This window comes from Actinoplanes sp. NPDC026670 (assembly GCF_040638175.1).
Taxonomy (GTDB): Bacteria; Actinomycetota; Actinomycetes; order Mycobacteriales; family Micromonosporaceae; genus Actinoplanes.
Window position 1 is genome coordinate 154,603 of sequence record NZ_JBEZXU010000003.1, and the last position, 12,337, is coordinate 166,939.

A 12,337-nucleotide genomic window follows, 5' to 3' on the forward strand; every position below is an offset into this window, starting at 1 on the left:
GATTGACAGCATTGGCTGTAGTGGTGTCGTTACTGAAGGGTGATCATCGTCATACCGTCGATCGCTGTCGTCGTGTGGGAAAGTCCTCACACGACTTCGTTGATCAACGACGTTGTATCTCTGCTGTGCTGAGGAAGACGATCGACTGTGGACGTCGACGGGGGCCGTTCCGGCGTTGCCAGGCCGCAAGGTGTGCTTGCTCTGGTCACCGCCATTACCTGTTTCGTGACTGCGACGCTGGCGGTGCCGGCTCTGCCAGCCTTGGCGGCGCCGGCGGTGGCCGCGAAACCGCCTGCCCCGTCACCTGGGCACGCGGTGTCCGGGGTGAAGCCATCGACCTTCCGGTTCACCGAGCCGAAGAACGACGCGAAAACGACCTATCGCGCACACGCGACGAGCCTTCCAAAAGCTGCCAGCGCCGCGGTTGCCCTGATCGACGACACCGGAAAGCCGATCGGCAAGGCGGAGGCCGCCGGTACACCCGTGTGGGCCCGCGCGGTTGCCGGCACGCATGGCTACACCGGCCCGAAGCAGGCGAATGTCCAGGTGCTCGATCAACAGGTCGCGCAGAAGGCCGGCGTCTCCGGTGCCGTGCTGAAGGTGAGCCCGACGGGCGGTACCGTCGGCAAGGTCGAGATCGGCGTGGACTACGCGGCGTTCGCTGAGGCCTATGGCGGAAACTACGGCTCCCGGCTGCAGCTGGTGCAGCTGCCCGCATGCGCGCTGACCACCCCCGAAGTCGACGCCTGCCGAACCCGTACTCCGCTGAAGTCGGTCAACGACGCCAAGGCGCATGAGGTCTCGGCCGCGATCGACCTTGGCGCCGGTGGGTTCACGACCTCCAGCACCACGCCAGGGAAGGCGCAGAACTCGACGGCGCTGTACACCGGGCAGAGCAGTGCGGTCACCGCTGCCGCGCTGGCTGACTCGTCGGCAGTGGTCCTTGCCGCGACGACGAGTATCGGCGGCGAGGGCGGCACGTTCGCCGCCACCGACCTCAAGCCGTCCGGCTCCTGGTCAGGCGGCGGCAGCTCCGGTTCGTTCACGTACAGCTACCCGATCACGACGCCGACGGCCGCTGGCGATCTCAAACCCGCGGTCTCGTTGTCATACGACTCGGGCGCCGTTGACGGACAGACCGTCTCGACGCAGGCACAGTCGTCCTGGGTGGGCGACGGGTGGGGGACACCCCGGTCGTTCATCGAGCAAACCTTCGGCTCATGCGCAGACGATCCGCAGGGTAAGGCGGCGCCGGAAAAGACCGGCGACCTCTGTTACGAGGGGCCGATTCTGACCCTGTCCTTGAACGGAGCATCGTCGTCGCTGGTGTACGACGCCACTGCCAAGGTGTGGCGGGCTGGATCCGACAACGGAGAGGTGATCTCGCACTCCAGCAAGGCGCTACCGGGTGCGGACCCCGGCCACTGGACGGTCGTCACCCGGGATGGCGTCACCTACCACTTCGGCCTTAACAAACTTCCCGGATACGCGGCTGGGAAGGCCACCACCAACTCGGTCGACACCGTGCCGGTGTTTTCGGCGCACGCAGACAACCCTTGTTACAAGTCGGAGTTCAAGGACTCCTGGTGTGACATGGCGAACCGGTGGAACCTCGACTACGTCGTCGACGCGCACGGTAACGCGATGTCCTACTACTACCAGCAGGACACCAACTACTACGGCCGGTACAAGGGCGAGACCGACGACTCGTATGTCCGCGACAGTCGCCTTGACCACATCGACTACGGCTTCCGCGACGGTGACGCCTACGGCACCGTGCCGAACAAGGTCGAGTTCATCGTCGGTGATCGCTGCATCTCCGGGACCTGCCAGCCGTTGAACGACGCGAACAAGGCGAACTGGCCCGATGTCCCGTACGACCTGATCTGCAAGTCCGGCACCGACTGCGAACAGTGGGGCCCGTCCTTCTTCTCGACCGTCCGGTTGGCCGGGATCACCACGAAGCAGTACTCGACCGCGTCCAGCAGTTACGTGCCGGTTGACTCGTACGCGTTCACGCAGAAGACACCGGCCACCGGCGACGGGAACTCGCCCACGCTGTGGCTCGAGTCGATCACCCGGACCGGCCACGACACCACCGCGGGCGGATCGACGTCACCGATCACGCTGCCGTCGTTGACGTTCGGGAGCGTGAAGCTACCCAACCGGGTCGACACGCTCGGCGGAATCTCCTCGTTCAACCGGCACCGTATCCAGTCGATCACTACCGAGACCGGATCGGTAATCACCGTCGGCTACGAGCTGCCGCAACCCTGTACCGCAGGCGCCACTCCGGCTCCGGCGTCGAACACCTCGTCGTGTTACCCGGTGAACTGGACGCCGGAGGGCTTCACCGCTCCGAAAATGGATTGGTTCAACAAGTACGCCGTCACCCGGGTAACGGCCACCGACCCGACCGGCGGTGGGCTCGCGACGGCGACCAGTTATGCCTACCTTGACGGCGCGGCCTGGCACTACGACGACAACGAGACCGTCAAGGCCAAGCACCGCACCTACGGGCAGTTCCGCGGCTACAAGCGGGTCCGGACGCTCAACGGCGACGGAGTCAACAACCCGCGAACGAAGGCGGAGACGACCTTCTACCGGGGCATGTCCAAGAACAACAGCACCACGGTGGCCACCGTGACCGACTCCCTCGGCGGCGTCCACGAAGACCACAACGACCTCGCCGGAATGACTCTCGAAACGACCAACTTCCTGGGTGAGGGCGGTGAGGCCGACAGCTCGACGATCACCGCGTACTGGATCTCCGCGGCGACCGCCAGCCGGGCCCGCACTGGATTGGCCACACTGACGGCGAACTGGGTTGCACCAGCAACGACGGTCAGTAAGCAGCGGGTCACCAGTGGTGGTACCGGCGTGTGGCGCTATCAGCAGACCGACAACAGCTACGACGCCACTGTCGGCTCGGCCACCATCGGTCTGTTGAAGGCGAGTTACAGCCACACCGTCCCCAGGGACCCCGCCTTCGATCGGTGTACCACCAACACCTATACCCCCACCGGCGCCATCGTCGGGCTGGTCGCCGAGACCGAGACGGTGGCGGTTGCCTGTGGCGGTTTCAGTGCCGGCTCGCCCGCCTCGGAACCGGCCAACTACAACAACTTGACCGCACCCGCCACGGTGTCCCGCCCGGCCCAGGTCGTCTCCCGGCAGCGGTACTTCTACGACGACCCCAAATTCTCGTCGACCTTCCCGCAGGCCTCCGCGCCGACCCGTGGCCTGGTCACCATGACCCAGGCCGCCAACGACTACCTCAACGGCACCTATACCTACCAGACCGTCGGGAAGGCCACCTACGACCAATACGGCCGGGTCGTGGACTCCTATGACGGAAACGACAATCTGACCAAGACCACGTACGCGTCGAACGCGGTCGGGTTGCCGACCGGCGCAACTGTCACCGCGCCACTCGGACACGTGACGTCGTTCACCTCGAGCCCGTTGCGGGGCATCCCGCTGACCGCGACCGACGTCAACGGTGTAGTGAATCGCCAGCAGTCCGACGCACTGGGGCGGGTCACCGAGGTTTGGTTGAACAACCGGGCGACGACCTCGCCGGCGAACCTCAAGTTCTCGTACACCGTGTCGAAGACGGGCGTCACCGCGACGACCACGGAAGTCGCCAACGACTCGAACAACTATCTCCGGACCGTGGCGCTGTACGACGCGATGCTGCGTCCGAGGCAGACCCAGACGGTTACACCTCAGGGCGGCCGGATGGTCACAGACACGTTCTACGACACGCGAGGCTGGGTCACAGCGTCGTACAACGGCTGGTGGGACCCATCGACTCTGCCGACCGTCGGGTCACCGGTCACCGCCGCAGACCTGAAGACGAAGGTTCCGAACCAGACCTTCACCACATACGACGGCCTCGGGCGGCCGGTGATCGTCGAGTCGGCTCAGAACAACCTCACTGTCGCCACGACGACCACCGTTTATGAAGGCGACCGCACCACTGTGATCCCGCCCGCCGGTGGCACCGTGACCAGCACGGTTGTCGACCCGATCGGCCGTACCACCGCTCTCACCGAGTACAAGACCCGCCCGACGGTGGTGACGCCCACCAACACGTTCACCGGCACGTTCGGCCTGCAAATCCCGGCTGGTGACGTCGTGGTCACCTCGAACTACAAGTACAACGAACGCGGCAACCAGGACAAGGTTGTCGACACCAAGGGAAACACCTGGACCTCGACGTTCAACCTGCTCGGACGGGTCACCGGCAAAACCGACCCGGACGCCGGAACCACCACGGGCATGATCTACGACGCCAACGGCAATCTGCGAGAGTCCACCGACTCACGCGGTAAGACGACCTCGTCTACCTATGACGGTCTCAACCGGCCCACCGGCACCTATGCCAGCGCCTTCGCCGCGCAGACCAGCGGCAACCAGCTCACCAAGCTGGTCTACGACAACAGCAACGGCGCCATGACGAACACGGCATTCGTCAAGGGCAAGCTGACCACCGCGATCTCGTACGTCGGCGGTCAGGAATACAAGGTGCAGGCTCGCGGCTTCAACGTCTTCGGCGGTTCCACCTCGGAAACCGTCACCATCCCCGCCGTCGAGGGCACCTTGGCCGGTGACTACACCGTCGCGCACACGTACAGCACCAACAAAGGGCTGCCACTCAAGGACATCTACCCCGCCAAGGGCGGCCTGCCGGCCGAGACCGTGCTCGCCAGCTACGACGGCTTCGACAAACCGAACACCCTCGGCGGCGCCAACGGCTATGCCCAAGGCGTCACCTACGACGCCTATGGCCGGGTCAACCAGCAGACAGTCGGTTCGGCACCCAACCTTGCCTACGTCACAAACACCTACGACGAACACCACGGCCTGCTCACCGAACAGTTGGTCACTCGTACCTCCACCACACAATCCAACGTGCACCAGCAGAAATACCAGTACGACCTCGTCGGCAACCTCGTCCGGCAGACCACGAACCGCCTGCTCACCGGCGTGAGTGAAACCCAGTGCTTCGGCTACGACGACCTCCGCCGACTCACCGAGGCCTGGACCGCTACCGACGACTGCGCCACGACACCGAGCGATACCAACCACGCCGCGGTCGGCAACACCATCGGTTCCGGCACCGCCTACTGGACCAGTTGGATCGTTGACGACATCGGCAACCGCACGAGCCAGATCGAGCACTCGCTGGCCGCCGGCACCGACGCCACTACCACCACCTACAAGTACGACGGCAATGGCACCAACCAGCCTCACACGCTGACCAGCACTGAGACGACCGGCGGCCGCACCGGAACGACCGGTTACACATACGACGGCGCCGGCAATACCGAGACCCGAACCATCGCCACGGGTACGCAGAAGCTGTCCTGGAACGATGCCGGCAAACTCGCGACCGTCACCACCAGCGCCGGAACCACCACCAACATCTACGGCCCCACGGGTGACCTGCTCCTCGAGAAAAACCCCGGCAGCAACACCCTCTACCTCGGCACGCAGCAGTTCAACCTGAACACCGCCAGCAATACCGTGACCGGCACCCGCTACTACGTCCTTCCGGGCGGCGGCAGCGTCATCCGCACCGGAGCCGGCAGCAACTACACCTTCGCCTTCACGGATCTGCACGGCACCCCGGACTTCTATCTCGACGGCACCGCCCAGAGCCCGAATTGGCGTCAGTACACCCCCTACGGCGAAGCCCGCGGCATCAGCATGACCATCCCCGACAACCGCACGTTCCTAAACAAGACCCTCAACAGCACGACCGGCCTCATTCAGGTCGGCGCACGCCAATACGATCCTCGCATCGGCCGCTTCATCTCCGTCGACCCGCTGCAGAACCTAGCCACTCCTCAACAGTGGAACGGCTACTCCTACGCCAACAACAGCCCCGCCACCCTCAGCGACCCTGACGGGCTGGAGCCTCGGCCTTGGCACGATCCGAACTACAACACGACGAAGCCGTGCGACGGCCAGTACAAGAACAGCCAGGAATGCAATCCCGCCGGCAAAGAGAAGTTCAAGATCGGGTTGGGCGGCCTTTCGCAGAACGACTCCAATGCCGACAAAGATCACGATGGGGAGATCAGTCGCGCGGAGGCTGATAAGGACATCGACATGGATCAGCTGGTGTTGGAGGAATACCAGACATACTGCAGCCAGCACGGCCCCAATGGCTGCCGTGGGTTCCGCCCCGCCACCAAGGAAGAAGTGACGTCGGTGGTTGACCTCGCCATCAGCTACAGCGACGGTGAGGCCTGCTTCAAGGACGGAAACCCGGTCGGATGCGGGTTCTTCTTCGGACAGTTCCTTCCCTTCGGAAAGGTGGCAAAGTGGGGTACCAAGACGTGGAAGTCGTGGAGGGCGGAAAGGATTGTTCAGAAGTGTCTGAACAGCTTCAGTGGTGACACTCGTGTTTTGATGGCGGACGGCTCCGCTAAAGAAATGAGAGAGTTGCGGGCCGGAGAGCAGGTCATGGCCACCGATCCCGAGACTGGCGAAACCGGGGCCCACACTATCGAAGCCGTTTGGGTCCACGACGACGACCTTTACCTCATGATCATCGACGGTCAGCGTCTGATCACGACCGAAGACCACCCGTTCTGGAATGAAACTGATGAGGAGTGGCAGGGAGCCGAGGAGATCGACCCTGGCGACCTAGTGCGCACCCCTGACGGCACAGCACGCTTCGAAGACTTCGAAAAGGCGACGCACTGGTTTGCCCCCGCATACAACCTCACGGTAGGCAGTCTCCATACGTACTATGTGCTCGCGGGCGACACGCCGGTGCTTGTGCACAATACGGGTAAGCCTTGTCTTCCCGGGGTTGGCGATATTCCGCGGAAGGTGGTGAATAGCAACATGGGCCACATCGATGCTGAACGCGCTGCTCGCGCTGGCTTTGACAGCGTACAGTCGGCCCAGGCTGCGGTCAGAAATCTGGGTGATTCGATTAAACGTGATGGCTTCCCGGAGGGCACGATACCGGATTCTGCTCGCGCTGACCGATTGCTCGTTCCAATCGGAGATAATGGATTTGCGGTCTACCAAATTGCAACAAACGGGAATGCAGTCTTCAAAACTATTCTTACGCAGAGATAGTGATTCGTCATATGACAGACCTTCACGGTGATGAGGCGCCCCTAAGCCAGCCGTTTTGGATCTTCCAAGACGTGGCGGAAAGCCGAGTGGTTGGTGCAATCCTTGAGAGGAGGTTTCCAGGCGCTTACGCGGTTCTTTCAGATAGCCTTGAGAGGGCGGACCCTCTCGATATTGTCTATCCAGGTAACCCTGGTGAGTACAGTGACGTTGTTTTCGAAATAATCGTACTTCTGGCACCAGTTGGCGGAGACATTAAAAAACTTTCTGGTGACGATGTTGAACAGCTGCTTCGGGAGGGTCTGGCTAGACGGTTCGGCGAGTTGCCGGACGAGTCTAGAGTGCATGAGGCGGTGCGAATGATTCTGGAGAGTTGAATACTCCAGACCAGGCCTTTCCAGATTTTCTGCGTTCCGGTGGGGGCGAAGAAGTACGCGGACACGCCGTCAGGGTTGGCCGAGTCGCTTGTTAATCCAGTACGGCTTTCTCAGCCAACTTTCTCAGCCAATAGGCCTGCGCGTGGAGTATTTCGCGTGGTGTGGCTCGCGGCGGGCGGGGTGTTGCGGGCGCTGCGTATCTTGCCGGCCCGGTATAAAATTGAGGCGAGCAGCATTCATATGCCGGGGTTTGCCGCTGCTTATATGGAGGTCGGGTCGAGAGCCGGCGGGCATCGTCCCGGCGAAGGCGGATAACGCGTTTCGGCCGTTCCGGCGTCCGCCTCAGCGGGCGATTTCTTGCTGGCCATTTTGCGATGAGAATGATGAGCGCGGGCCGGGGCGGTCCACGGCCTCGCGCCGTAGCCCATACCGAACCTCGCCCGTTCCGGCGGACGCCTCCGCAGCGGAGATCCGGCCGACCTCAGCGATGGATCGGCGCAGGACGTTGCGCAGCCAGCGGGACAGTGGGCGCTCCACCAGCCGGTGCACCAGCCACGCCAACACGAGCACCAGCACGATCGCGCCCAGAAGTAGCACTGAGGCGTCCAGGCCGGTGCGCTCGTGGGCGTGTCGGATGAAGCTGTAGCCGATGCGCTGGTGAAGCAGGTAGAACGGGTAGGTCAGGGCGCCCGCGGTGGTGAGCCAGCCCCAGCGGATCCGGTCGGTCCAGCCGAGGGCGATCACCAGGACGAGCAGGTACATCACCGTGATGATCACGATGCCGGGCCGCATCGGCACGTCGAAACCTGGTTCGAGGTCGAGCACCTTGTCCCCAACCTGTTTGATGCTGACCAGCCAGGAGAACCCGACGATCGCCAGCAGTAGGGGCGACCGGCCGAATTTGTGGATCAGGAACATCGCGATCCCGGCGATGAAGTAGGGCGCGTGCTGCGGGACAACGAGGACGGTGACGAGCCGGCTGTCCATGATCGGGGCGATCACCGCGAGGGTCATCCAGACGGCACAGAAGATCACCGTACGGCGGAATGTCAGTCCGAACGCCACGAGCGCGGCGAACAGCAGGTAGAAACGTAGTTCGACGAAGAGTGTCCAGTAGACGGTGTCGACCGCCTTCACACCCAGTGGTTCGTGGAGCATCGTCAGGTTGACGGCGATCTCGCGCAGGCCGGGGATGTTCTTCACCGGGACACCACCGGCCACCGGATACATCGTGACGACTGCGGCCGTGATCAGCACGCACGCCCAGTACGCCGGGTACAGCCGACTCACCCGGGACACGAAGAAGTCCCCGACGCTGCGCCGCCAGCTGCTCATACAGATCACGAAGCCACTGATCATGAAGAACAGCTGCACTCCGAGCAGGCCGTAGACGGCCGCGGGCGCGATGGTGGGCAGGAAGTACTGCGGTGGGTGTGAGCCGTCGATGCGCCACGAGGCACCGAGGTGGTAGACGGCGACTGCTAGAGCGGCGAGCAGGCGCAGGCCATCCAAAGCTGCGAGGCGGGGCCCCGATTTCTTCTGGCCGTTGCTCGGAGGGTTTGTATCGTCGCGCGTCATCAGGGAGGCAGGCTACAACAGGCCGCAGGATCCTGGCGAGATGATCATCGACGAGGGATCGCGGCGATCACGACATCCAGCACCTTCACCGCGTCGTTCTTGTTCAGAGGGTTGTTTCCGTTCCCGCATTTGGGTGACTGCACGCACGAGGGACATCCGGCCTCGCACCCGCACGAGGAGATCGCCTCCCGGGTGGCCCGCAGCCACTCGGACGCCGTCCCGTAGGCGCGCTCGGCGAACCCGGCGCCACCGGGGTGACCGTCGTAGACGAAGACCGTCGGCGCCTCGGTGTCGGCATGGCCGGCCGTGGACAGCCCGCCGATGTCCCACCGGTCGCAGGTGGCGATCAGCGGCAGCAGGCCGATCCCGGCGTGCTCGGCCGCGTGCAGCGCCCCGGGGACCTCGCCGGGCTCGATCCCGGCCGCGGTCAGCGCCTGCGGCGACACGGTGAACCAGACCGCGACCGTACGCAGCTCGCGCACCGGCAGATCGAGCGGCCGGGTGTCGATCACCTCGCCACTGCCGATCCGCCGCCGCTGGTAGGAGACGACCTGGTTGGTGACGTCGACGTCGCCGAGGAACAGCCCGACCGGGCCGGCGTCCACGTACGACCGGACGTTCACCACCGACAGGTTCGTCACGTCCCGGGCGTGTGTGGTCCAGTCCGGCTCCTCCTGGTGCACGAGGGCGATGGCGTCCTCCAGATCGAGGTCGTCGACCAGGAACGTGACGCCCTGATGCAGGTAGACCGCCCCCGGGTGGAGCATGGCGTGCGACGACCCGTGGTCGACGGTGCCGAGCAGCCGTCCGGTGGCCGCCTCGACCACCGACACCGGCGCCCCACCGGTCCCGCGCAGGTCGACCTCGGGCCGGCCGCGGTGGGTCCAGTACCAACCCGACGGCCGGCGCCGCAGCAGACCCTCGGCGGTGAGCTGCTCGACGATGCCGTGACCACCGAAGAGTTCCAGGTCGGCGTCGGTGAGCGGCGCCTCGGAGGCGGCACAGCAGAGCTGCGGCCCGAGCACGTACGGGTTGCCCGGGTCCAGCACGGTCGCCTCGACCGGCCGCCCGAACACCGCCTCCGGATGGTGCACCAGGTAGGTGTCGAGCGGATCGTCCCGGGCGATGAGCACCGCGAGCGCCTCGTCACCGGCCCGCCCGGCCCGGCCCGCCTGCTGCCAAAGCGACGCCCGGGTGCCCGGGTAGCCGCAGATCAGCACGGCGTCCAGCCCGGTCAGGTCGACGCCGAGTTCGAGCGCGTTGGTGGAGGCCAGGCCGAGCAGCTCGCCGGAGAGCAGGGCCCGTTCGATGGCCCGCCGGTCCTCCCGCAGGTATCCGCCCCGGTAGGCGGCCACCCGGTCGCCGAGGCCGGGCACCGCCTCGTTCAGTGACTGCCGGGCCGTCGACGCGATCACCTCGGCGCCGCGCCGGGATCGTACGAACGCGATCGTCCGGGTCCCTGCGATCACGGAGTCGGTGAGCAGATCGGCGGTTTCGCGCAGGGCTGACCGGCGGATCGGAGCGGCGTCCTCGGCGAAGGGCTCGAGAAGCGGGGGCTCCCAGAGGGCGAAGGTGACGGCCCCTCGGGGGGACGCATCAGAAGTGATCTCTGTCACCGGAAGGCCGGTCAGCCGGGCCGCCGAGCCGCCCGGATCGCCGGATGTCGCCGACGCGAGGATGAACGTCGGCGACGCTCCGTACCGCGCGGTGGCCCGCCGCAGCCGTCGCAACACGTGCGCCACATGCGAGCCGAACACGCCGCGATAGGTGTGGCACTCGTCGATCACCACATACCGCAGCCTGCGCAGGAACACTCCCCAGCGCCCGTGGCCGGGCAGGATGCTGTGGTGCAGCATGTCCGGATTGGTCAGCACGAACCGGGCGTGCTGCCGGATCCACTCCCGCTCCTCGCGTGGGGTGTCACCGTCGTACGTGGCCGGCCGCACCCCGTCCAGACCGAGCCGGGTCACGCCGCGGAGCTGGTCGGCGGCGAGTGCCTTGGTGGGTGACAGATAGAGCACTGTCGCTCTAGGGTCCGTGGCGAGCGCGTTCAGCGCCGGCAGCTGGTACGCGAGGGACTTGCCCGACGCGGTGCCGGTGGCCAGCACGACGTGCGTGCCCTCCCAGGCGAGGGTGGCCGCGGCCGCCTGATGCTCCCACGGGACGCTGATCCCCTGCGCGACGAAGGCGTCCCGCACGGCGGGTCCGGTCCAGGCCGGCCACGGCGCCGTACGGCCCTCGCGGGCGGGCACTCGCTCGATGTGTGTGACCGGGGACACTGCCGTCCCGCTGCCGCGAGCCCGCAGCCGGTGCAGCAGCTCAGCAGGACCGAAAGCGGTTGAGGTCACGCATTGCACTGTGACACCGGTATGCCCCGAACCTCAAACGGGTAGGACGGTGGGTGCCACGCGTCGCCCCCTTCCCGTCGGTGGTTAGATTTCGCGGGGGGAGAGATCAGGGAGGAGGACCGATGGAGCTGTCACTCACGACACGGACCGTCGCCGGGCACACCGTGCTCGAGGTCGGCGGTGAGGTCGACGTTTACACCGCCCCCCGGCTGCGTGAGCGCCTCATCGAGCTGGTGGACGCGGGTGCGCGTGATGTCGTCGTCGATCTGGAGCGGGTCGACTTCCTCGACTCCACCGGGCTCGGCGTGCTGGTCGGCGCCCTCAAGCGGCTGCGTACCGCACACGGCACCTTCGGCCTGGTCTGCGCCAAGGAGCCACTTCTCAAGATCTTCCGGATCACCGCGCTGGATCAGGTCTTCCCGATCTTCCCGACGGTCGATGCGGCGACGGAGCGCGACGGCAGCGGTCCCGCTTCGTGATGGCTACCGTTCGGCTCTCCTTCTCACCGGCCCCGGTGCACGTGCGCACCGCCAGGCTCGTCGGCGTCGCCGTCGCGCGCCGCGCCGGGGTTGCGGAGGAGCTGCTCGACGAGGTCCGGCTCGCCATCGGTGAGGCCTGCACCCGGGCGGTCACCCTGCACCGGCAGTATGGGCTGACCGATCTCGTCACCGTCGAGATGTCCGACTCGGACTCGTACACCGTCCGCGTGATCGACCACGCGCCGATCGAGGCGAGCGTGGGCCTGGCGAAACTGCCTCCGGACGAGCTGGCCGACGAGTCGCTGACCGATGACGCGCTCACCACCGGCGTCGGCTTCGCGCTGCTCGCCGGCTTCGTCGACGACCTCCAGGTGCGGCCGGTGGATGACGGCCCGGGCACCGAGGTCCGGATGGTCTGGCCGGTCGCCCGCCGCTGACGCGGCCGAGCCAAAAA

6 protein-coding genes are annotated in these 12,337 nt (G+C 65.4%); 4 read left to right on the forward strand and 2 right to left on the reverse strand.

Annotated elements, in window-relative coordinates:
• Positions 1-147: 147 nt before the first annotated feature.
• Positions 148-7,104, forward strand: a complete 6,957-nt coding sequence (locus AB0E94_RS04180; protein ID WP_360322255.1) for an RHS repeat-associated core domain-containing protein — start codon at positions 148-150, stop codon at positions 7,102-7,104.
• Between the two features lie 11 nt (positions 7,105-7,115).
• On the forward strand, positions 7,116-7,478 hold the full coding sequence (locus AB0E94_RS04185; RefSeq protein WP_360322258.1) for a hypothetical protein: 363 nt from the start codon (positions 7,116-7,118) through the stop codon (positions 7,476-7,478).
• A 342-nt stretch (positions 7,479-7,820) separates the two neighbouring features.
• Here the strand turns inward: AB0E94_RS04185 and AB0E94_RS04190 are convergent, their stop codons facing one another.
• Together AB0E94_RS04190 and AB0E94_RS04195 are read right to left on the reverse strand one after the other, a co-directional pair.
• Positions 7,821-8,990, reverse strand: coding sequence for an acyltransferase (locus tag AB0E94_RS04190; RefSeq protein ID WP_360322261.1), 1,170 nt, complete (start codon positions 8,988-8,990; stop codon positions 7,821-7,823).
• 110 nt (positions 8,991-9,100) lie between these two features.
• Entirely contained in the window at positions 9,101-11,413 is a 2,313-nt protein-coding gene (locus AB0E94_RS04195) for a DEAD/DEAH box helicase (RefSeq protein ID WP_360322264.1), read from the reverse strand.
• A gap of 113 nt (positions 11,414-11,526) precedes the next feature.
• Here AB0E94_RS04195 and AB0E94_RS04200 point away from each other — a divergent pair, with 113 nt between their 5' ends.
• Positions 11,527-11,883 (forward strand): STAS domain-containing protein, encoded by a 357-nt coding sequence (locus tag AB0E94_RS04200; RefSeq protein ID WP_317789025.1) that lies wholly within the window; start codon positions 11,527-11,529, stop codon positions 11,881-11,883.
• Positions 11,880-12,320, forward strand: coding sequence for an ATP-binding protein (locus AB0E94_RS04205; RefSeq protein WP_360322268.1), 441 nt, complete (start codon positions 11,880-11,882; stop codon positions 12,318-12,320). The genes AB0E94_RS04200 and AB0E94_RS04205 overlap by 4 nt, the downstream gene beginning before the upstream one ends.
• Positions 12,321-12,337 lie beyond the last annotated feature (17 nt).

What these genes read in the sequence shown, in the direction of transcription:
- AB0E94_RS04185 (WP_360322258.1), top strand. Translation starts at nt 7,116, where the DNA reads ATGACAGACCTTCACGGTGATGAGGCGCCCCTAAGCCAGCCGTTTTGG.
- AB0E94_RS04200 (WP_317789025.1), top strand. Translation starts at nt 11,527, where the DNA reads ATGGAGCTGTCACTCACGACACGGACCGTCGCCGGGCACACCGTGCTC.